The organism is Paracidovorax konjaci (genome assembly GCF_900112675.1).
GTDB lineage: Bacteria > Pseudomonadota > Gammaproteobacteria > Burkholderiales > Burkholderiaceae_C > Paracidovorax > Paracidovorax konjaci.
In genome coordinates, this window is sequence record NZ_FOMQ01000003.1 from 39,678 (window position 1) to 60,214 (window position 20,537).

Genomic DNA, 20,537 nt, shown 5'->3' on the forward strand with positions numbered 1-20,537 from the left:
GCTCCTGGGTGTCAGCGGATCTGGTTGAGCAGCGTGGCGGCCTGCGTGACCACGCGGTCACCCGCAGCGAGGCCCGAGGTCACCGCCACGGAAGACCCGTCGAGCGGCTCCAGCGTCACCGGGCGCGGCGCGAAGGTCTCCGGCCCCGTCTTCACCCACACGATGGCTTGGTTGGCTGCATTCCTGAGCACCGATGCGCTCGGAACGCGCAGGCCCTGCACGGTGGCCGCGCCCTGCACGAACACCGCCACGGGCTGGCCGACCGCCAGGCGCGCGACCCGCGTGCCCGCAGCGCTGAACAGCAGCGGCAGCGCCTGCTCGCGCAGGCTGCGCCCCGCGCCGAGGAACGTGAGCGGAATGCGCTCGCCGTCCAGGGCCAGGGACGCTCCGGCCACGTCGCGCGCCACGGCCGCGTCGTAGACCAGCGCTTCGATGCGCAGACGCTGCGGGTCCACCACCTCGAACACCAGTTCGCGGGCATCCACCACCTGCCCTGCCACGGCGTTGCTCGAAGCGATGACGCCATCCACGGGCGCCACCAGGGCATCGCGCCCCGAGAGACCCGAACCCAGCGCGGAGATGCGCGCGGAAAGGCTGGCGGATTCGCTCTCGGCCGCCTCGATGTCCTTGCGGGGTACGGTCTCGCTCAGCTCACGCAGGCGCGCCAGGCGTCTTTCGGCCAGTGCCCGCGCGGCGCGCAGCTCGGCGACCTGGGCCATCTGGCCGGAACGCTCGATCGATCCCTGGGCGGGTTGCACATGGGCCAGCACCTCGCCGCGGCGAACGGCCTGCCCGATCTGCGGCAGGCCGCGCGGACCCGGCTCCAGGCGCCCGGCCACCATCGCCTGCACCTTGCCGCCAGCGTTCGGATCCATCACCACCCGGCCCGCCAGCTCGTGCGAGCGCGCCAGCGGCTCCTGTGCCACAGGCTGCGTGCGCACCTGGAGCTGGCGCTGCGCCGGTTTGGGCAGGAACACGCTGCCGTCAGGCAGACGGCTCGGCCCGTTGCCCGACGCCGCGGGAGGCGCTTCGCCATGGTCATGGCCCGGCCCGGCATGGGCCGGCATCACCAGGGCCCAGCCGAGGGCCGCTGCACACATGCAGGCCAGAGCCCGCCGCGCTGCCGGGGGCAGGTTTCGCATGGGATCGCGCGCGGTCATGCGGCACCTCCGATCGGGTTCCGGCGGCCCGAGCCAGCGCGGCGGCGCAGCGCCACGGCAGCCAGCGCAAGTGCCAGCACGGCACCGGCAATCCAGGGCGCCCGGGTGCGCCACGGGCTGCCGGCAGATTCAGGCCCGCTTCCTTCAGGGCCATGGATATCGAACGTGCCCGCCAGCACATCGCTGGCGGTGCCGACGGCCACTACCGCGGCCACGGCCGCTTCGCCTTCGGGCAGCGGCGCGGGCAACAGCGCTTCGAAACGGCCATCGCCGCCGCTCGGGTTCAGGGCCACCGGGTGGCCGTTGATTTCCAGATCGAGACGCGCGCCCTCGGCCGGCCGGTTGTCCGCCGCGTGGTCCAGGTACAGCGACAGGCGCTGCCCGTCGAGCACGCCTACCAGCTCGAAGGCGTCCGACACCGCCGTGAAGCGGGGCAGCATCCCGGCACCAGTGGCCACCGGCGCTTCGTCATCGTGGCCTTCGTGCGCCACCGACCAGGCCGGCAGCAGCGCCAGCGCGACCGCCAGGCTCCAGGCCCGGGTCAGCAAAAGAGAATTCTTCATTGGGTTTGCCATGCAAGTGAAAAGCGGGCGCTCAGCGCGCGCCAGAAAGGGGGGAAGAAAGGGGCACGCCGCTTTCGGACGGAAGAAAGCCCAGCGCCTGGTTCAGCGCGGACACGGCCGCATCGCGGTCCAGGCGCGCGCGCAGGGCCTCTCGGCCTGCATCGGCGGCTTCCTGCTCGATGCGCAGGCGTGTGGGGAGATCGGTCTCGCCCAGCGCGAAGGACTTCTGCATGAAGCCGCGCGTCGCCCCGGCGAGTGTTTCCCGCTCCCGCGCGGCATCCCACTGGGCCTGCGCGGCCGCGTGGCGCGCGTAGGCCGCGGCGATGTCTGCGCGCACACGGGCATGGTCGCGCTCGGATTGCGCTTGCGCTTCGGTGGCTTCGGCCAGTGCCGTGGCCAGCCGCGCCTCGTACCGGCTGCCGCCGCCGAAGGGAATGCGCACGGCCACGGTCAGGCTCTGCTGGTACGCCTCGCCCCGGGCGCCGCGGTCGCGCGTGGTGGCGATGGAGAGTTCCGGGTTGGCACGCTGCTGTACCGCAGTGAGTTCAGCGGTGTGCCGGGCCACTTCCGCTTTCTGCCGCACTTCCGCCAGCGCGGGGTGCGCATCCACAGCCATGCCCGCTGCCGTGCCGGCCGGCAGAGGCTCCACCATGCCCGGTGCGTCCAGCGGCAGGCCTTGCAGTTCCATGGCAGCCGGGGCACCGGGTGCCAGAGCATCCAGCCCGAGCCGAGCCACCTGCAGCGCGCCTTCGGCTTCCGCCATGGCGGCCGTGGCAGAGGCCACTGCGCCCACGGCCTGGTGCCGGTCCACCAGCGCCAGATCACCGGCCTGCACGCGCCGCGCCACGTCGGAGGCCAGATCCCGGGCGCTTTTCAGGCGCTCCCGGGCCCACTCCAGACCGGCACGGGCACGCAGCCACTGCCACCACGCCTCGCGCACGGAGCCGGCCGTGCGCAGGCGCGCAGCCTCCAGGCGGCCGCGCTCCGCGCGCTCCTGCGCCTCGGCCAGCCGCGCGGTGCGCCCTCGCTCACCCGGCAACCAGAGCGGCAGCGCCACTCCCGCTTCGTACTCCCTGGCACCTTCCCGGCCATTGAAACGGTCGGTCTTGGCCGACAGGGAAACGGCCGGCGCCTCGGCTGTCCACTGCCCTGCAGCCTGCCGGCGCGATGCGGCCGACCGCATCCGATCGCCAGCCGCCAACGCCTCGGGCTGCGCAGCCCAGGCGGCCTCGAAGAGGCGTGACAGCGGCGTGCCGGGAGCCGCCTGTGCGTTGATTTCCAGAGCGCCCTGCGGCGCCACTGTCTGTGCCGGCGCCATGCCAGCCGACAACCCTGCCAGGGCGCCACAAAGGCCCCAGCGAAACATATTTCGGTGCATCCGATTTCTCTCCATCCAAGCCTATGGGGGAAGCGATGGATCGGAGAGGCGGCACGGCCCCGTTCCCCTGACCGTCAAGGCCCCTGTTCAGGGGCGCCGCGGTGCAGTACGGACGGCCACGCACGCAGAGCGTGCCAGGCTGGCCGTCATCAGAAGGGATGCAGGGCGAAGGACGCCTCGCCGATCAGGCGAGGCGCGGCCAATTGGGCCTATCGGGCAATGCAGGGGGCGGAGCCAGGGGCTTGCCCTGTGCCCGCAAGGCATGCTCCGCGCGCAGCACGCGCACGTCCGGCTGCGAGCGCGCTACCAGGGCAATGGCACAACCCGCGTGGCAGGCACTGCAATCCTGGTCGGCATCGCCGGACAGAGCGGTGCCGTCCGCACTGCCGTCGGCCGGGCCCTCGTGCTGGTGGGCATGGTGGCCGAAATGCTGGCTGGCCGCCGTGGGCTCGTGCGCGCAATAGCCTGCGGCTTCCGCCCAGGTGAACTGGAGCGGCAGCAGGGTCAGCAGGAAAATGAGCAACCAGCGGCGCATGGCCAAAAATTGTAGCGGGGCCGGACGAAGCCCCCGCCCCGCCTGGGGCCATGCGAAGCGTCCTGCGGACCTCAGACCTTGGCGTGCCGGCGCACCCAGTCGGCGTACTTTTCCACCCAGGTCTGAATGAACTGCCGGCTGGCCTCGCCGATGTTGCCGTCGTCGTCGAACAGGCCGTCCTTTGCCTGGATGAACGCCTCGGGCTGGCCCAGCGTCGGCACGTCGAGGTAGGCCAGCACGTTGCGGAGGTGCTGCTGCGCCAGCGCGGTGCCGATGGCACCGATCGACACGCCCAGCACGCCTGCGGGCTTGCCGCTCCACACGCTCTGGCCGTAGGGGCGGGAGGCGTGATCGATCGCGTTCTTCAGCACGCCGGGAATGGAGCGGTTGTATTCCGGGGTGACGAACAGCAGCCCCTGCGCTTTGGAAACCTCGGACTTGAGCCGCAGCACGGCGGCGTTCTGGTGGCCGTCATCGTCCTGGTTGTAGAGCGGCAGGTCGTCGATGCGCACCTGCACCAGCGTGAAATCGGGAGGCATCAGTTTGACCAGCGCGTCGGCCAGGCGGCGGTTGAAGGAATCCTTGCGCAGACTGCCCACGAGGACGGCGATGGTGAATTGGCTCATGAAAGCTCCTTTGCTTCGGAAGATTGGCTGGAGAGAAGGTCGGCATGGAGGGTCCTGCGGCGACGCGACCCCACTCACATGATCGCGCCCGGTACCGGCGGCGGCTGTCAGGCAAGCGCGCATTCGCTCCAGTGGACCGGAACGGAAAAAGCCCCCGGAACCTGCGGCGCCGGGGGCTTTCAAGGATGGATCGGCCGCACTTCGCGATTCGCGCGGCCGGGCACTTTCAAGGCCTGCGCGCGGCCAGCCGCTCCACCACGGCGACGAGGCGATCGATTTCCTCGAACGTGTTGTAGAACGCCAGCGATGGCCGCACCGTGGCCTCCACGCCAAAGCGGCGCAGGATGGGCTGCGCACAATGGTGGCCCGTGCGCACGGCGATGCCTTCCTGGTTGAGCGCGTCGCCCACCTCTGCCGTCGTATGGCCCGCCAGCACGAACGACATCACGCTCGCCTTGTCGGCCGCGGTGCCGATGAGGCGCACGCCACGCACGCTGCCCAGCGCACGCATGCCGTACTCCAGTAGTTCGTGCTCGTAGCGCGCTATAGCCTCGATGCCGACACGGCCGACGTAGTCGATCGCCGCGCCCAGGCCCACCGCATCGGCGATGTTGCCGGTGCCGGCCTCGAACGTGTTGGGCAGCGGTTGGTACACCGTCTTCTCGAAGGTGACGTCGGCGATCATGTTGCCGCCGCCCTGCCAGGGCGGCATGTCTTCGAGCACCTCGCGCTTGCCCCACAGCGCGCCGATGCCCGTGGGCCCGAACACCTTGTGGCCGGAGAAGACGAAGAAGTCCGCGCCGATATCCTGGACGTCCACGCGCATGTGCGACACGGACTGCGCGCCGTCCACCAGCGCCCGCGCCCCTGCGCGGTGCGCCATCTCCACGATCTGCTTGACCGGAACCACCGTACCCAGGGCATTGGACACCTGGGTCACCGCGACGATCCGGGTGCGCGAATTCAGGAGCTTCTGGTACTCGTCCAGCCGCACCTGCCCGGTGTCGTCCACGGGGATCACGCGCAGCTTCGCCCCCTTGGCGGACGCGAGTTGCTGCCATGGAACGATGTTGGCGTGGTGCTCCAGATGGCTCACGATGATCTCGTCGCCTTCGTCCACGTGCTGCATGCCCCAGCTCTTGGCCACGAGGTTGATGGCCTCCGTCGTGCCGCGCACGAAGATCACTTCGTTCACGTCCGGTGCGTTCAGGAAGCGCCGTACGCGCTCGCGGGCGCCTTCGTAGGCATCCGTGGCGCGCGCAGCCAGTTCATGGGCCGCGCGGTGGATGTTGGAGTTTTCGTGCTCGTAGAAGTGGCTGATGCGCTCGATCACCGAACGCGGCTTGTGCGTGGTGGCCGCGTTGTCCAGCCATGCCAGGGGCCTGCCGTTCACGCGCTCGGCAAGGATCGGAAAATCCCGCCGCAGCGCATGCACGTCGAAGGCGCTGCGCGCGGATGCACCGGCCGCGGGAGCCGCACCCGCGTCCGCCCCTCGGCCAGAAGCCGTGCCGCTGTCGGTGCCGCGCCCCTGCCGCGAGGGATGGGGCGGCGTCACGTAGCCATCGGGCAGCGTGACCGCATCCACGAAGTAGAAGCGCGGCTCGGCCGAAGGCAACGCACCCGCCGCGGCGGAACCGGGCGCGGGCGCCGCGCGGGGCACCTCGGGCACGGCGAACGGCAGGCGGGCCAGCGCGTCCAGCCCACCGGGCTCCCGCGGGCCTGCGGCGGAAGGCGCGCCAGGCTTCGGAAGGTCGCTGAAATAGAAGGGTGACGGTGCAGCCGACGCAGGCGATGCGACTGCCGCGGCACCGCCCGCAGCAGGCGCCACGGCCGGAGGAACACCGGTCACCGCACTGCCGACGCGCGGCTCGTAGGCCGGCAAGGCACCGAGCGCATGGTCGGGTATGCCGTTGCCCGCCTGCGCATGCGGCAGCAAGCCCGGCGCGCGGTTGGCGAGCGACGCCAGGGGCGTCGGCGATGACGGCAGCAGATTGCTGCCCGGGATCTGGCCCAGCGGCACGGGCGTGCCGGGGATGCCCGGCGCGAGTCCCGCAGGGCTGGCCAGCGGGGAGCCGGCGGGCGCCACGTTCACGGGAGCCTGAACGCCCGGAACCGAAGCCAGGGCCTGCTGGCCCGGCGCTGCACCGAACAGCGCATTGGCCATGCGTGCGAGCTGCGCGACATCCAGCGGCGACGGCGCGCCGTCGGCCGCACCGGGCAAGGAAGGGGTCGTCGAGGAGGAAATCGCCATGGGTGCGCCCCCGCCGCTCACTTGTAGGTGTCCGGATAGTCGTGGTAGCGGTTCACTTCCACATCGTCGAGCACGGCCAGCGCGTCGGGCGTGAGCACGGCGAGCGAGCAGTAGAGCGAGATGAGGTAGGAAGCGATCGCATGGTTGTTGATGCCCATGAAGCGCACCGACAGGCCGGGGCTCTGCTCGCCCGGCAGGCCCGGCTGGAAGAGGCCCACCACGCCCTGGCGACGGTCGCCCACGCGCAGCAGCAGGATCTTGCTCTTGCCGTCGGCCACGGGCACCTTGTCCGAAGGGATCAGCGGGATGCCGCGCCACGTGATGAACTGCGAGCCGAACAGGCTCACGGTGGGCGGCGGCGTGCCGCGGCGCGTGGCTTCGCGGCCGAAGGCGGCGATGGCCAGCGGATGGGTCAGGAAGAAGGCCGGTTCTTTCCAGACCTTGGTGAGCAGTTCGTCGAGGTCGTCCGGCGTGGGCGCGCCCGTGAGCGGGAAGATGCGTTGCTCTTCGGTCACCTGGGCCAGCAGGCCGTAGTCCGGGTTGTTGATGAGCTCGCTCTCCTGGTTCTCCTTGATGGTCTCGATGGTGAGGCGCAACTGCTCCTTCACCTGGTCGTGCGGACTGCTGTAGAGATCGGAGATGCGCGTGTGCACGTCGAGCACGGTGGAAACCGCATTCAGGAAGAACTCGCGCGGGTTCTCTTCGTAGTCCACGAAGGTACGCGGAAGCTGGTTCTCCTCTTCCTTGGCCGTGCAGGTGACCTTGATCGACTCGGGGTTCTTGACCCGGTTCAGCCGGTAGATACCTGCTTCCACCGGCACCCATTGCAACAGGTGCGTGAGCCAGCGCGGGCTGATGGTGGAAAGCTGCGGCGCGGTCTTGGTGGCGTTCGCCAGTTGCCGTGCTGCGTTGTCGCCGAGTGCGGTCGTTCCGCCCAGTGTTGCCGACATGTCAAAAACTCCCTGTGGTTCGTAGCGGTGATGGAAAACCCGCAGAGTGTCCCGGCCTCCACTGTCGCGTTCAACATGCTATAGCCGCCAAGCCTCCGTGATCGCTGCGGCGCGCCTCGGCCAGTTGCTCCCCGCGCCCCAGCAGGGCGGACGCGGGCACGCCCAGCGACGTGGCCAGCTTGGACACCGTGACCAGCGAGGGCACGACCGCCCCGCGCTCGATCTCCCCGACGTACGAGCGGTTGAGGTCGGAATACTCGGCCAGCCGCTCCTGGGACCAGCCCATCGACTCACGCGACTGGCGCACGGCGATACCGAAGCCTTTGACCAGATCCGCCGTCATGCGCCCGCCCCTCCCGGCGGCTCCTGGGAAGGAGCGCCCTCCCGGGCATTTTCCCGGGCCGTCGCCTGCGTGATGTGGGCGCCGGCAGGCACGTCGTAGGTCACCCAGACATTGCCTCCGATGACGGCACCGCGGCCCAGGGTGACCCGGCCGAGGATGGTGGCGCCGGCATAGATCACGACGTCGTCTTCCACCAGCGGATGCCGTGCCAGGCCCTTCTGCGGCCGGCCTTCGGCATCGGTGGGGAACCGTTTGGCGCCCAGCGTCACGGCCTGGTAGAGGCGCACGCGTTCGCCGATCACGGCGGTCTCGCCGATCACCACGCCCGTGCCGTGGTCGATGAAGAAGCCGGCGCCGATGCGTGCGCCCGGGTGGATGTCGATGCCTGTCTGCGCATGCGCCAGCTCCGACACCATGCGCGCCAGCAGCGACAGGCCCAGCCCGTAGAGGATGTGCGCGAGCCGGTGGTGGATCATCGCCAGCACGCCGGGGTAGCACAGCAGCACTTCGTCCACGCTGCGCGCCGCGGGGTCGCCCCGGTAGGCGGCCAGCACGTCCGAATCCAGCAGGCGGCGGATGTCCGGCAGCGCCTCGGCGAAAGCCCGCGCCGCGTTCAGGGCGGCGGCCTCCTGGCCTTCCGCGTCGGGCGCGGCGCCCGCATGGCGCATGCCGTGCCCCAGTTCCAGCGCGATCTGCCCGTGCAGGGTCTGCAGGGCGCCATCGAGCTGGTGGGCCACGAACAGGTCTTCGCTCTCGGGCCGCAGGTCATGGGGGCCGAGCCGCAGCGGAAACAGTGCGCCCTTGAGTTGCTCCACGATGCGCGCGACCGCATCGCGCGACGGGAACTCACGGCCCGCCGGCTCCTGCTCGCGGTTCTGGGCTTCGCGCCATTCGCGGCGCACAGCATGCAATCGGTGGCCGATGCCGGCAATGTCGAAGGTGGCCATGGGCAACTTTCCTCGTGGATCGCCCGTGGTCAGTCCTGCACCCAGGGCAGGCCATGGAAACGCCAACCGTCGTCACCGCCGCGGTGCTGCAGCGCGTCCAGTTCGCCCTCGAAGCCTTCGAGCACATTGAACACGGTGCCAAAGCCTGCCTGGGCCGCCGCCTGCGCGGCCAGCACGGAGCGCTTGCCGCTGCGGCACAGCAGCAGCGCCACGGCGTTGCGCCCGCCGTGCGCGGCCAGCTTGGCTTCGAGCTCGCGCGCGAAGCGCGGGTTGCGGGTGAGGGCCGTGCCCGTGGCCCATGGCACGTGCAGCGAACCCGGCACGTGCCCGACGAATTTGCGTTCTTCCGCCGACCGCACGTCCACCAGCACAGCCTCGCCTTCCTGGTGCAGCCGCCAGGCAACGGGTGGCGACACACCTCCGGCATACGCCAGACCTTCGCGCTGGGCCTGCTCGCGTGCAGTTTCCAGTTCGGTCGGCAAAACAGTTTCGAGGGTGGCGGCGGACGACATGGGGAGCTTCTCCTGGGCTATGGATGGAAGCGGCTTTTTTCTTGGAAAGCGCGCTGTCGGCCACTTTAGGTCGCGCCCCACGGAACCCAAAAGAATAAAAAATTAAAACTTCAAAACAAAATCATCCATAGTCGACATGGGGCCGCGCTCTGCGTCGCAAAGCAAAAGCCGCATGCCGCCCGAAGGCTGCATGCGGCTTTCTGGAGGGCAGGCCAGGGCCTGCCCCGTTCGCCGGAAGGCCGGCGAACAGAACAAAAAGGAGCGTTTACCAGCCCGCGAGCACTGCGCCCTTGAACTGGGTTTCGATGTACTGGCGGATCTCGTCCGACTGGTAGGCTTTCACGAGCTTGCCCACCCAGGGCTTGTCCTTGTCGGCCTCGCGCACGGCGATCAGGTTCACGTAGTGGCTCTTGGCGCTTTCCTGGGCAATGGCGTCGGTCTTGGGGTTGAGGCCCGCGGACAGCGCGAAATTGGTATTGATTGCGGCGGCATCCAGATCGTCGAGGGACCGAGCCAGTTGGGCGGCATCGAGTTCGACGAACTTCAGCTTCTTGGGGTTGGAGGTCACGTCCAGCGGCGTGGCCTTGAGGCCGGCGCCCTCCTTCAGCTTGATGAGCCCCTTGTCCTGCAGCACCAGCAGCACACGGCCCCCGTTGGTCGGGTCGTTCGGAATGCCGAAGCGGGCGCCTTCCTTCAGGTCTTCGAGCTTCTTGACCTTCTTGGAATAGAGGCCGATGGGGAAGTTGACCGTGTAGCCCACGGAGACAAGCTTGTAGCCACGGTCCTTGACCTGGGCGTCCAGGTAGGGCTTGTGCTGGTAGCTGTTGGCGTCCAGGTCGCCGGCGGCCAGCGCCGCGTTGGGCTGCACGTAGTCGCTGAATTCGACGATCTGGATCTTCAGGCCGTCTTTTTCGGCCACTTTCTTCACCTGTTCGAAGATTTGCGCGTGCGGGCCTGCCGTCACGCCGATCTTGAGCGGCTTGTCCTGCGCCAGGACGGGGTTGCAGAAGCCGGCGGCGAATGCGAGGGCCAGGGCCGACTGCAGCAGGGAGCGCTTGTTCACGGAATCACCTTGTCGTATGGGAAAGCGTGCATCTTAGGTTTCACGTCATACAACCCATAACAATAGGTTTTCATTTCCTTACAACACCCGGGCATAAACCAGCCCGTGGCGCGCAATGCCATCAAGGAATGTTGTCCCGGGTTACTACCGATTTCATCCCCATGGTTGGCGTCAACAATGGCGCCGCATCGCGATGTTAACGTTAACAAAACACCTTCTGAATGGGAATAGTGCCTTTTGAGGACTTTTTCCTAAGCGCATGACCGGCGCCCGGCGAACGCCCTTTCTGAACGGCTCACGGTGCAGCGGCTGCGGAGGCCACGCCCTTTGCGCATCCGCTCGCAATCACAAGAAATCCACAGGAGACAAACCATGAACCTTGCAATCACAGACTGGCGTTCGCTGAGTCTGCTCATTTCATCGGCCGCCATGCTGGGCTGCGGTGGCAGTTCTTCCCCGGGCGTCGTCCGCTCGGCGGGGATGGTGTACGCGGAGCCCACCCTCCGCTCCGAAGCGTCGGGCCATCAGACGGTCAGCGTGGCCATCCTGTCGCAAAGCGGCGTCCGGACCGTGACCACCGGCGCCGTGAGCGCCGGCAGCGTGGATTCGATCAAGGCAGCGCTGGTGCCCGGCAACCTGGTGGACTGGATTCCCGGCGGAACGGACCAAGCTACCGTGCCCGAGAACCCCGCGCAAACCTTCAATGTGATCCTCGCGAAGGGAAAGTCTGCGGCAGCGCAGTTCAATCTGCAGAAGTACGGTGCGTCGGTGAGCCGGCATGGCGACGCCCCCGGGCCGATGGTGGCGGCCGGCTGGGTGTACAACAAAGGCACGGGCTCGATCACCCTCGGGGACGGCACCACGGTGACGGCCGACCAGGCCGGACGCGCGTTCGAGCGCCCCATCCGCCGGTACGAGGAGACCTACTCCGTGGCGCCGGACGCCGTCGTGTTCAACGTGAACACGGACAACTACTCCAAGAGCGCCGCGGCGAGCTTCGCGTCCATCCCGGTGACGGCGAACTACGACTACAGCACGACGTCGCGCCAGGCGGCCTACGTGCTGTTCGACCGCAGCTACCTGAACGCCGATGCGGCGAAGGTCGTCGCGATCTGGTATTTCACGCCGCAATCCCAGACCGACGGCAAGCCCGTCTGGGAAGTCCCGTCCCAGAGCCCGATGCTCGCGGACAAGGGCAACGACCCCGTCTCCGGGCAACCGTACATGAGCATCAACGCGACGAGCCCGACCTCGGCGCCTTACTCGCGCAGCACGGAGCCCTTCGAGATGATCAAGGACACCCTGTACTACGTGGGTGACAACGAAGTGGCCTCGTATCTGCTGAAGGCGGACATGGGCACGCCCAACGATCCGTCCGACGACAAGGTGATCAAGGTGGATGCGGGCTGGCCCAACAGCGGCTACCAGTATTGGAAGAACATGGAGCTGATGGGGGTGGACCCGCGCTCGGTGACCGACATCTGGCTGACCCATGGCCACAGCGACCACTACGGCACCGTCGTCGAGCAGCTCAAGATGATGGACAACGCCGGCAAGAAGATCGCGCTGTGGGCCTCAAGGGAAGACGCGGTCGCGGTGACGTCGGACATGCAGGGCAATACCTGGAACATCGCGGGCGCCCTCCCCGCGTCCGAGACGGTGATCCGGGCGCGAACCACGAACTTCTACGAGTATGACCGGTGGTACGACTACGGGAACGTGAAGATCATGGTGATCTGGTCGCCCGGCCACACCCCCGGAACGACCAACATGCTGTTCCAGGTGAAGAACCCCACGGACGGGAAGTTCTACACCTTCGGCTACCACGGCGGCTACGGCTTCAATGGCCTGAACACGCCCACGGCCAGCAACGGCTGGCTGCGCCTGTCCTTCCAGCACGGGTTCAGCTACCTGCAGAACACGGTGAACGTGGATTTCGTCTCGCCCCAGCACACGAACCAGTTCCCGATCGTCGAGGTGTACCAGGCGCTGAAGGCCTACAACCGAGATCCTGCCAATGCCGGCCGGCAACTGACGATGCTGGACGCCATGTCCTCGCGGGTCTTCGACTCCCCGAGCGTCAACGGCACGAAGATCACGAGCGAGTTCTCGAACCAGCTGGAGAAGCGCCGCTCCGTGGCCTCGTATCGCGCGAGCGATGCGGCCAACACCACCTACAAGAGCATCGAGACTTCGGGCCCCTTCAAGCCGGGGCGCGAGAACGGGCTCACCGCCGTGCGCGCCACCGTGCTGGATGAGGGCCGGATCATCCAGGGGTTCGTCGGCCCGCAGAACAAGAACCCTCGCCTGCCGCTGCTGGCCAACGGCATCGTCACGGCGACGGACCAGTACACCAATGATCCCGGAGGCTTCTACGTGCAGGTCGCGCTCGACGTGCAGGACTCTGGCTACAAGGGATACATCCCCGAGGGCTACTCGCAGTTCAGCCCGGGCATGAACGCGACCATCGTCTACAAAGGCGGCCCGGTCGAGTCGGTGCACGCGGCCAAGGGTACCTTCCATCCGCCGGAGTACCTGCGCACGCAGCGCGTGAACTCCCTGGCCGACGCCCGGGCGATCCTGCAATCGGTCAGGAAGGGCAGCACGGTGACGCTGTCGCTGACGCCCGCGAGCGAGATCGTGGTGCCGTCCAACGTCTCGCAGACCTTCCAGTAACGACCCCGCGGCGCACGCGGCCGGCCGCATCCGGCCGCGTGCGGCCCTGACATCTTCGACCGCCTGAAAGCCCGATGCCCATGAGCGCACCCTGCCCATTCACGCCAGGAGCCCTGCTCCGAAGCCTGGCTGTCGCGGCCTCTCTGCATTGCGCAGCCACGCCGTCCTTCTCCACCCCCGGGCCGTCGGCCTCCGGCCCGGGCGATGCGCGCGCAATGCACGATCTGGCCGATCGCTACCGGGACGGAACGGGAGTGCCGATCGACAGGCAGAAGGCGTTCGAGCTGTACACCGCCGCGGCGGACAAGGGGGTGGCGGACAGCCACTACCAGCTGAGCAAGTTCTTCAACGGCGGATCCGGCGCCACGATCGACATGGCGCGCAGCCGCCAGCACCTCCTGAAGGCCGCAGAGCTGGGCCACGGGCCCGCGCAGGTGGAACTCGGGTTCGCCCATCTCAACGGCGCCGGGGCCCCCAAAGACCTGGCGCAGGCCTTCAGGTGGTTCGATGCCGCGGCCCGGAACCAGGTGGTGCGTGCGCAATGCATGCTGGGCGACTTCTATCGGGGCGGCCTGGGCGGGGTCCGGCAGGACCATGCCGCGGCAGTGCGCTGGTACCGGAAGACGGCCATGGCCGATGACCGCTGCGCGTCCAAATCCCAGTACGAGCTCTACGTGAGCTATGAGGCGGGGCTGGGCGTCAAAAAAGACCCGGCCAAGGCCATCGAATGGCTGAAGCGCTCGGCGAATGCGGGCAACCCGCAGGCGCAGAAAGCCCTTGGCCAAGCCTACCACCGTGGCGCGGGAGTGCCCGCGGACCCGGCGCTCGCGCGGCAGTGGTGGCTGAAATCCCGCGAGGGCGTGGCACCCCACGATGACCACGAACACGATGACCACGAGGACGGAGCCCCGGACGCCCCGAAGCCTCGCAGCGCTCATCCCCACGCGCACTGAGGCCAGCACGCCGGCGGCGGGACGGCGGCCTGCCCCCTACCGGAACCACGACAGGTCGATGGCATCCGCCATGGCCTGGTAGCCGGTGTCATTGGGGTGCAGGTGGTCTCCGCTGTCGTAGGCCGTGCGCAGCCGGGAGGGCGCATCGGGGTTGCGCAGGGCCGCGTCGAAATCGATGACGCCGTCGGCCTGCGCTGCATTGCCCCGTATCCATGCGTTCACGCGCGCACGCTTGGCATCGCCCGCCGCGTCGTAGTACGGGGACGGCTGGCCATCCGGCGCCAGCGCGTGGTCGAACGGCAGCAGCGTGCCCAGGTAGATCCTGATCCGCGCGGACCGCGCGCGCTGCACCAGGCCGCCGAGCCCGGCGATGATCTCGTCGGAGGTCACCGCCTCGCCGGGCACGAGGTTGGAAAAGCCGATGTCGTTGATGCCGATCAGCACGATCGCATGCGTAGCGCCGGTGGCCTGCAGCACATCGCGGTCGAAACGCCCCGCGCCGCGCGGGCCGACCCCGTCGTGCAGGATGCGGTTGCCCGAGATGCCGGCGTTCACGACGCTGACCCCCGAGAGGAACGGATCGGCCGCCACGCGCCGCGCGAGGGCGTCCGGGTAGCGCCGCGAGGCATCGACGGTGGAGGCGAAGCCGTCGGTGATCGAGTCGCCGAACGTGACGATCGTGCCCCGGGCCGAGGCGTTCTGCACGTCGATGCCGCTCACCCAGTAGTACGCGGTGGTCGGCGCGGCCGAGGGCGCGATGTCGGTGGCCGACACCCCATTGCCCGTGGCCATGTAGGTGTTGCGCACGCCCAGCTGGTGGTAGGTGCCCAGCGCCGTGCGCGGGCCGACATAGGCCGAGACGGCCACGTCGGACAGGGCCTCCAGCGGCATCGGCGCCACGTCGCTCCAGGCCTCCTGGCCCACGGGCAGGGTGATGGAGGCCTGGCCGCCGAAGGTCAGCGCCACGTCGGTGCCCGGCTGGATCCGCGTTCCGCCGGCGCTGCGCGCGATGTGCAGCGCGCCGATCGTGAGCGCCGCGGGCCCGAACAGGTTGGAGACGCGCACCCGCACGCCGGTGCCGCCGGCGGCGATCCGCATCGTCTGGCGGACCGTCTGGTTCTCGATGCTGGCGGGCGGGGCGCTTCCGAGGGCGGTGGCGGCGTTGTAGTCCGCGACCGGGGCCGTCCAGGCGGCCTGCAGGGAGGTGGCGCCCCCGCCTCCTCCGCCTCCGCAGCCCTGCAGGACGGCGCCCGCGCAGAGCGCGCCCAGCAGGGTGCGGCGGCGCAGGGGAAGGGATGGGGCGAGGGGCGGGATGGTCATGGGCACTGTCTCCTGTTGGAATAGGTCTTGGGCGCCGGGGTCCGGGCGGAAGGCACGTTAGCAGTGCGCTCTGCGCCCGGTCTTTCAAGAACGGATGCGCGCGTTCAAAAACCGACCCAGGGATCACCCTGAGCCCGGTTCGGCGCCGCTGTCAGTTTTCGGCAAGCTGGGCCCGTTACGTTGCGCCCATGGATGCCGACGCCGCCTCCCGCCCCGCCGCGCCCTGCGCTCAGGCGGGGCTGCTCGCGCCGCCCGCCTGGGCCGGCCCGCCGATGGGCTGCTTCCGGCTGGCGCCGGCGGGCACCGCGCAGCTCGGTTCGATGCCGGCGGATACGCTGATGCTCTGGACCGGCGGCGCCTGCGCCATCGAGATGCGCTGCGACGGTCTCCACCGCGCCTGGCGCCGCACCAGCGGTACGGTGGACCTGCTGCCCGCCGGCACGGTGGTGAGCGACGTGCGCTGGGACGGCGACGCGATGCACTGCGCCTGGGTGCATCTGGAGGGGGTGCTCGCGCCCGGAACGGCGGCACGCACCGGCGTGCAAGACCCACACATCACGGACCTGGTCCAGCGGCTGGAAGCCCAGGCGCGGGAGGCCCAGCCCTTGGGCACGGCCTACGTGCAGGCGCTCGCGCTGACGCTCGCCACCTATCTGCGCGGCCGCTACGGGGACGGGCACCGGGGCGGCGGACACCACGGCGCGCCCCTCGCGCAGCCACGGCCGCGCGCGCGGTGGGAGGCGCTGCGCGCCTACATCGACGAACACCTCGGGCGGCCGATGTCGGTGCCCGAGATGGCGCGCACCATCGGCTACAGCCCCAACCATTTCACGCGGCTGTTCCGGCACTCGTTCCAGAAGTCGCCGCACCAGTACGTGATCGACCGGCGCATCGAGCGCGCGCGGCTGCTGCTGCTCGACCCGGCCCGCTCCATCGCGGAAATCGCGGCCGAATGCGGGTTCGCCACGCAGGCGCACCTGAGCAGCGCCTTCAAGCGCCGGCTGGGCCTCACGCCCGGCGAGTTCAGGGCGGGCCGAGCCTGACCCGCTCGGGCGGCCGGCGCCCTCCCCGCCTCAGCGGTGGCTCAGCCGGCGCACCGCCCAGTCGCCCAGGCTCTGCACGGCCTGCACGAAGAAGATCAGCACCACCACCACGGCCAGCATGATGTCCGGCAGGAAGCGCTGGTAGCCGTAGCGGATGCCCAGGTCGCCCAGGCCGCCGCCGCCGATGGCCCCGGCCATGGCCGAGTAGCCCGTGAGGCTCACGAAGGTGATGGTCAGGCCGGCCACGATGCCGGGCAGCGCCTCGGGAAGCAGCACCTTCCAGACGATCTGCGAGGTGGTCGCGCCCATCGCCTGCGCGGCTTCGATGAGGCCGTTGTCCACTTCGCGCAGCGAGGCTTCCACCAGCCGCGCCACGAAGGGCGCCGCGGCGATGGTGAGCGGCACCACGGCGGCCGCCGTGCCGATCGAGGAGCCCGTGATCAGCCGCGTGAACGGGATGATGGCCACCAGCAGGATGATGAACGGCGTGGAGCGCACGGCGTTCACGATCCAGCCGACGATCTTGTTGGCGGGGCCGTTCTCCAGCACGCCGCCGCGGTCGGTCAGGCGCAGGAACACGCCCAGCGGGATGCCGATGAGCGCACCCACGAGGCCCGAGATGCCCACCATCACGAGCGTCTCCCACAGCGAGCTGACGAACAGCTCCAGCATCATTTCCGAAAAATTCTCGAACATATCCGCCTCAGCCTTCCACGGTCACTTCTTCCACCACCACGCCCTCGGCACGCAACTGCGCGACCGCCTGGTCCAGCCGGGCCCCCTCGCCGCTGGCATACACCGCGAGCGAGCCGAAGGTCTGGCCCTGGATCTCGTCGATCTGCCCGTGCAGGATGGACAGGTCCAGCCCGTGCTCGCGGATCAGCCGCGAGAGGATGGGCTGGTAGGCCCGCTCGCCCGCGTACGACAGGCGCAGCAGCCGGCCCACGCCGCCCTGTCCCTGCACGGCGAGCTGCGCGGCGAGGTGGCGCACGTGCTCCAGCACGCTCTCGGGCAGGTCCTGGGGCACGATCTCGTCGATCAGGCTCTTGGTGATGGGCTGCTGCGGGCGCGTGAACACCTCCAGCACGGGGCCCTGCTCCACGATGCGGCCCGCATCGATGACGGCCACGCGGTCGGCCACCTGCTTGATGACCTGCATCTGGTGGGTGATGAGCACCACGGTGAGGCCCAGCTCCCGGTTCACCTGCCGCAGCAGGGCCAGGATGGAGCGCGTCGTCTCGGGGTCGAGCGCGGAGGTGGCCTCGTCGGAGAGCAGCACCTTGGGGCGGCTGGCGAGCGCGCGCGCGATGCCGACGCGCTGCTTCTGCCCGCCGCTGATCTGCGCGGGATAGCGGGTGGCCAGGTGCGACAGGCCCACCAGTTCGAGCAGCGGGTTCACGCGCTCGCGGATGGCGGCGCGGTCCATGCCAGCCAGCTCCAGCGGCAGCGCCGCGTTGTCGAACACCGTGCGCGACGAGAGCAGGTTGAAGTGCTGGAACACCATGCCGATGTCGCGCCGCGCCGCGCGCAGGTCGGCATCGCCGAGCTTGGTGAGGTCCCGGCCCGCGACGACGACCTCACCGGCCGTGGGCCGGTTCAGCAGGTTGATGACGCGCACGAGCGAACTCTTGCCCGCGCCACTGCGGCCGATGATGCCGAACACTTCGCCCGGCTGGATGTGCAGGTCGATGCCCCGCAGTGCTTCCACGGGCCCGGTCGGGCCCTGGTAAATCTGGGTGATACCCCGTAAGTCGATCATGGCTGTGCGCTTGGCGTCGCGCCCGGCGTGGGGCGCGGCGGTTCTGGAGAAAAGAAGAAGAAAAAAGAAGAGAAAGGCGGGAGGGACGGACGGCGGGAGCCGGGCGCCCGCAGGCAGCGCAGCGGGCGCGGGCGCCGCCGGGCCGGTGGCCCGGGCCGTCTCACGGCAACCAACGCCGGCGAGTGCGCGACTGTACGGGCTGTACCGGCCGATGCCAACGAACCAGGGATTGGATGCTAAGACGCCATGGTTATGAACGTGCGAGCGCGCAGGTCCGGGCCGCTCGCCCGAATGCGCATTTTGCTATTGTATTTATAGCAAACTATTGAATGGATACGGCGGCATGGGCGCGTTTTGGCTTCAACCCTTGGGTGAGCCCACCATGCCCAGCACCTTGTGCACCAGCGCCTGCGCATCGAACGGCTTGACGATGAGTTCCATCTGGTGGGCCACCAGGAAGCTGGGGTCCATGGCCGCCTGCTCGGCGTAGCCGGTCATGAGCAACACGTGGATCTGCGGCAGGCGCTCGCGCGCGAAGTCGGCCACCTGCCGGCCGTTGGGCCCCGGAAGCCCCACGTCCGACACCAGCAGGTCGAAGTGGAGCGCGCCCGAGAGCATCGCCATGCCTTCCGCCCCAGAGCCCGCCGACATCACCTGGAACCCCAGGTCGCGCAACAGCTCGCAGACGAATTCGCGCACGGTGGCGTCGTCTTCCACCACGAGGATGGAATCGGGGCGCTTGTCGGCCGCGGCGCTCTCCAGGCCTTCGGGCACGTCTTCGGCCACGACCTGCTGCGACCGCGGGAAATAGAGCGAGACGCAGGTGCCCTCGCCCACGGTGCTGTCGATGGCCACGGCGCCGCCCGACTGGCGCATGTAGCCGTAGATCATCGACAGGCCCAGGCCCGTGCCCTGCCCCAGCGGCTTGGTCGTGAAGAACGGGTCGAAGGCCAGTTCCAGCACTTCCTTGGACATGCCGTGCCCGGTGTCGCAGACCTGCACCCGCACCAGTTCGCCCGCCGGCAGGCCCATCGCCTCGCGCTCCTGCGCCGTGAGGCCGGGGCCGCCGTCCGGCAGGTTGTCGCCGTTGATGCGCAGCTCGCCGCCTTCGGGCATGGCGTCGCGCGCGTTGATGGCCAGGTTGAGCACGGCGCTCTCGAGCTGGTGGGCATCGGTGAGCACGGGCCACAGCTCGGCCGGTATCTCGACGGCCAGCGAGATGTTCTCGCCGCAGGTGTTGCGCAGCATGGACTCCAGGCTGCGGATCGATCCGCCCACGTCCACGGGCCGCACGTCGAGCGGCTGGCGCCGCGAGAACGCCAGCAGGCGCTGGGTGAGCGCGGCCGCTCGGCGTGCCGAGGACAGACCGGCCTCCACATAGCGGGGAATGTCGTCCATCTGGCCGCGCGCATGGCGCTGGCCGATGAGCTGCAGGGGCAGCACGACGCCCTGCAGCATGTTGTTGAAGTCGTGCGCGATGCCGCCCGTGAGCTGGCCGATCGCCTCCATCTTCTGGCTGTGCCGCACCCGGTCCTGCGACTGCAGCAGCGCCTCGGTGCGGGCGCGCTCGTCGGTCACGTCGCGGCCGACGGCCTGCACGAAGCCATCGCCGGGCACGGCCGTCCAGTCGATCCAGCGGTGGGCCCCGCTCTTGTGGCGAAAGCACAGCGTGGCCTGGTGCCGCTGGGCGGCCTCGGCCAGGCGCTGCACGTCGTGCGGCGCCCGCGTGGCCTCTTCGCCATGCAGGAAGGACAGCACGCGCCGGCCCAGCGTCTCGTCTTCCGAATAGCCCAGCGTGGCCTGCCAGGCAGGGTTGACGGCGGCGATGGTGCCGTCCAGCCGGGCCACCACGAGCATCGCGTCCGACAGCAGCCAGAGCCGGTTGCGATCGGCCGTGCGGTCGGCCACCTGCTGCTCCAGGGAGGAGGCCAACTCCTTCAGGCGCTGCTGCGCCGTGAATTTGCCGGTGGTCTCGATCACCGTGTCCATGAAGCCCGCCACGTTGCCGGCGCCGTCGTGGACGGGGCTGTAGCAAAAGGTGAAATAGGCCTGCTCGTCCTGGCCGCCGCGGCGCACCACGAGCGGAAAGTCTTCGTAGTACATCGATTCGCCCGCCAGCGCGCGCTCGGCGATCGGCCCCACCGTCTCCCAGGCCTCGGCCCAGATCTCATAGAAAGGAAGACCCAGCACGTCGGGCTTGCCGCCCAAGATGGCCCGGAAGGCGTCGTTGTAGATCGCCGTCATCGCGGGGCCCCAGACCAGGCATTTCGGGAACTGGGAGGCCAGCACCATCTGGGCCGCCACGCGCAGCACCTCGGGCCACCCCGCGATGGGGCCGAGCGGGGTCGCGGCCCAGTCGTGCTCTCGCACGCGCTCGCTCATCTCGCTGGCGGTGTGGGGAAAGGTGGAGGGCGTGCGGAAAGGGACGGCCATGGCAGACAACGCGTGGGAAGACGGA

At 69.2% G+C, this 20,537-nt stretch carries 18 protein-coding genes; 3 read left to right on the top strand and 15 right to left on the bottom strand.

Annotation, left to right across the window (positions count from 1 at the left end; translation table 11 throughout):
• Positions 1-11: 11 nt before the first annotated feature.
• From BM144_RS04745 to BM144_RS04795, 11 genes are all read right to left on the bottom strand, one after another.
• Positions 12-1,160, bottom strand: coding sequence for an efflux RND transporter periplasmic adaptor subunit (locus tag BM144_RS04745; RefSeq protein WP_434802645.1), 1,149 nt, complete (start codon positions 1,158-1,160; stop codon positions 12-14).
• Complete coding sequence (locus BM144_RS04750) at positions 1,157-1,723, bottom strand: hypothetical protein (RefSeq protein WP_092950168.1); 567 nt, start codon at positions 1,721-1,723, stop codon at positions 1,157-1,159. Before BM144_RS04750 ends, BM144_RS04745 begins: the two co-directional genes overlap by 4 nt.
• Positions 1,724-1,754: 31 nt before the next feature.
• Complete coding sequence (locus tag BM144_RS04755; protein WP_245783538.1) at positions 1,755-3,041, bottom strand: TolC family protein; 1,287 nt, start codon at positions 3,039-3,041, stop codon at positions 1,755-1,757.
• 244 nt (positions 3,042-3,285) lie between these two features.
• Positions 3,286-3,636, bottom strand: coding sequence for a cation efflux protein, CzcI family (gene czcI / locus BM144_RS04760; RefSeq protein WP_092950170.1), 351 nt, complete (start codon positions 3,634-3,636; stop codon positions 3,286-3,288).
• 71 nt (positions 3,637-3,707) lie between these two features.
• Complete coding sequence (locus BM144_RS04765) at positions 3,708-4,262, bottom strand: NADPH-dependent FMN reductase (protein ID WP_092950171.1); 555 nt, start codon at positions 4,260-4,262, stop codon at positions 3,708-3,710.
• A gap of 226 nt (positions 4,263-4,488) precedes the next feature.
• Complete coding sequence (locus BM144_RS04770; RefSeq protein WP_092950172.1) at positions 4,489-6,513, bottom strand: family 2A encapsulin nanocompartment cargo protein cysteine desulfurase; 2,025 nt, start codon at positions 6,511-6,513, stop codon at positions 4,489-4,491.
• 17 nt (positions 6,514-6,530) lie between these two features.
• Positions 6,531-7,463: a family 2A encapsulin nanocompartment shell protein gene (locus BM144_RS04775; RefSeq protein ID WP_092950173.1), complete on the bottom strand. Its 933-nt coding sequence runs from the start codon at positions 7,461-7,463 to the stop codon at positions 6,531-6,533.
• 70 nt (positions 7,464-7,533) lie between these two features.
• Positions 7,534-7,806 carry a helix-turn-helix domain-containing protein gene (locus BM144_RS04780; RefSeq protein WP_092950174.1) on the bottom strand — a complete coding sequence of 91 codons (273 nt, stop codon included), beginning with the start codon at positions 7,804-7,806 and terminating at the stop codon, positions 7,534-7,536.
• Positions 7,803-8,753 (bottom strand): serine O-acetyltransferase EpsC, encoded by a 951-nt coding sequence (epsC, locus tag BM144_RS04785; RefSeq protein WP_092950175.1) that lies wholly within the window; start codon positions 8,751-8,753, stop codon positions 7,803-7,805. Before epsC ends, BM144_RS04780 begins: the two co-directional genes overlap by 4 nt.
• Positions 8,754-8,782: 29 nt before the next feature.
• Entirely contained in the window at positions 8,783-9,265 is a 483-nt protein-coding gene (locus BM144_RS04790; RefSeq protein ID WP_092950176.1) for a rhodanese-like domain-containing protein, read from the bottom strand.
• 265 nt (positions 9,266-9,530) lie between these two features.
• The gene (locus tag BM144_RS04795; RefSeq protein WP_092950177.1) at positions 9,531-10,328 is read right to left on the bottom strand and encodes a MetQ/NlpA family ABC transporter substrate-binding protein; all 798 of its coding nucleotides are present in this window, start codon (positions 10,326-10,328) and stop codon (positions 9,531-9,533) included.
• A gap of 372 nt (positions 10,329-10,700) precedes the next feature.
• Here BM144_RS04795 and BM144_RS04800 point away from each other — a divergent pair, with 372 nt between their 5' ends.
• Both BM144_RS04800 and BM144_RS04805 read left to right on the top strand, forming a co-directional pair.
• Complete coding sequence (locus BM144_RS04800; protein WP_092950178.1) at positions 10,701-13,004, top strand: MBL fold metallo-hydrolase; 2,304 nt, start codon at positions 10,701-10,703, stop codon at positions 13,002-13,004.
• A gap of 80 nt (positions 13,005-13,084) precedes the next feature.
• Positions 13,085-13,957 (top strand): tetratricopeptide repeat protein, encoded by an 873-nt coding sequence (locus BM144_RS04805; RefSeq protein ID WP_175525952.1) that lies wholly within the window; start codon positions 13,085-13,087, stop codon positions 13,955-13,957.
• 36 nt (positions 13,958-13,993) lie between these two features.
• Here the strand turns inward: BM144_RS04805 and BM144_RS04810 are convergent, their stop codons facing one another.
• Entirely contained in the window at positions 13,994-15,277 is a 1,284-nt protein-coding gene (locus tag BM144_RS04810; RefSeq protein WP_092950180.1) for an SGNH/GDSL hydrolase family protein, read from the bottom strand.
• Positions 15,278-15,465: 188 nt separating this feature from the next.
• On the opposite strand from BM144_RS04810, the gene BM144_RS04815 reads away from it, so the two are divergent.
• On the top strand, positions 15,466-16,320 hold the full coding sequence (locus BM144_RS04815) for a helix-turn-helix transcriptional regulator (RefSeq protein WP_139225633.1): 855 nt from the start codon (positions 15,466-15,468) through the stop codon (positions 16,318-16,320).
• 30 nt (positions 16,321-16,350) lie between these two features.
• On the opposite strand, the gene BM144_RS04820 is transcribed toward BM144_RS04815, so the two are convergent.
• From BM144_RS04820 to BM144_RS04830, 3 genes are all read right to left on the bottom strand, one after another.
• Entirely contained in the window at positions 16,351-17,016 is a 666-nt protein-coding gene (locus BM144_RS04820) for a methionine ABC transporter permease (protein WP_092950181.1), read from the bottom strand.
• Positions 17,017-17,023: 7 nt separating this feature from the next.
• Positions 17,024-18,079, bottom strand: coding sequence for a methionine ABC transporter ATP-binding protein (locus tag BM144_RS04825; RefSeq protein WP_092950182.1), 1,056 nt, complete (start codon positions 18,077-18,079; stop codon positions 17,024-17,026).
• 360 nt (positions 18,080-18,439) lie between these two features.
• Positions 18,440-20,512, bottom strand: coding sequence for a hybrid sensor histidine kinase/response regulator (locus BM144_RS04830; RefSeq protein ID WP_092950183.1), 2,073 nt, complete (start codon positions 20,510-20,512; stop codon positions 18,440-18,442).
• Between the last annotated feature and the right edge of the window lie 25 nt (positions 20,513-20,537).

Coding starts and splice junctions, on each gene's coding strand:
- BM144_RS04745 (WP_434802645.1), bottom strand. CDS start 1,160: ATGACCGCGCGCGATCCCATGCGAAACCTGCCCCCGGCAGCGCGGCGG.
- BM144_RS04750 (WP_092950168.1), bottom strand. CDS start 1,723: ATGAAGAATTCTCTTTTGCTGACCCGGGCCTGGAGCCTGGCGGTCGCG.
- BM144_RS04755 (WP_245783538.1), bottom strand. CDS start 3,041: ATGGCGCCGGCACAGACAGTGGCGCCGCAGGGCGCTCTGGAAATCAAC.
- czcI (WP_092950170.1), bottom strand. CDS start 3,636: ATGCGCCGCTGGTTGCTCATTTTCCTGCTGACCCTGCTGCCGCTCCAG.
- BM144_RS04765 (WP_092950171.1), bottom strand. CDS start 4,262: ATGAGCCAATTCACCATCGCCGTCCTCGTGGGCAGTCTGCGCAAGGAT.
- BM144_RS04770 (WP_092950172.1), bottom strand. CDS start 6,513: ATGGCGATTTCCTCCTCGACGACCCCTTCCTTGCCCGGTGCGGCCGAC.
- BM144_RS04775 (WP_092950173.1), bottom strand. CDS start 7,463: ATGTCGGCAACACTGGGCGGAACGACCGCACTCGGCGACAACGCAGCA.
- BM144_RS04780 (WP_092950174.1), bottom strand. CDS start 7,806: ATGACGGCGGATCTGGTCAAAGGCTTCGGTATCGCCGTGCGCCAGTCG.
- epsC (WP_092950175.1), bottom strand. CDS start 8,753: ATGGCCACCTTCGACATTGCCGGCATCGGCCACCGATTGCATGCTGTG.
- BM144_RS04790 (WP_092950176.1), bottom strand. CDS start 9,265: ATGTCGTCCGCCGCCACCCTCGAAACTGTTTTGCCGACCGAACTGGAA.
- BM144_RS04800 (WP_092950178.1), top strand. CDS start 10,701: ATGAACCTTGCAATCACAGACTGGCGTTCGCTGAGTCTGCTCATTTCA.
- BM144_RS04805 (WP_175525952.1), top strand. CDS start 13,085: ATGAGCGCACCCTGCCCATTCACGCCAGGAGCCCTGCTCCGAAGCCTG.
- BM144_RS04810 (WP_092950180.1), bottom strand. CDS start 15,277: ATGACCATCCCGCCCCTCGCCCCATCCCTTCCCCTGCGCCGCCGCACC.
- BM144_RS04815 (WP_139225633.1), top strand. CDS start 15,466: ATGGATGCCGACGCCGCCTCCCGCCCCGCCGCGCCCTGCGCTCAGGCG.
- BM144_RS04820 (WP_092950181.1), bottom strand. CDS start 17,016: ATGTTCGAGAATTTTTCGGAAATGATGCTGGAGCTGTTCGTCAGCTCG.
- BM144_RS04825 (WP_092950182.1), bottom strand. CDS start 18,079: ATGATCGACTTACGGGGTATCACCCAGATTTACCAGGGCCCGACCGGG.
- BM144_RS04830 (WP_092950183.1), bottom strand. CDS start 20,512: ATGGCCGTCCCTTTCCGCACGCCCTCCACCTTTCCCCACACCGCCAGC.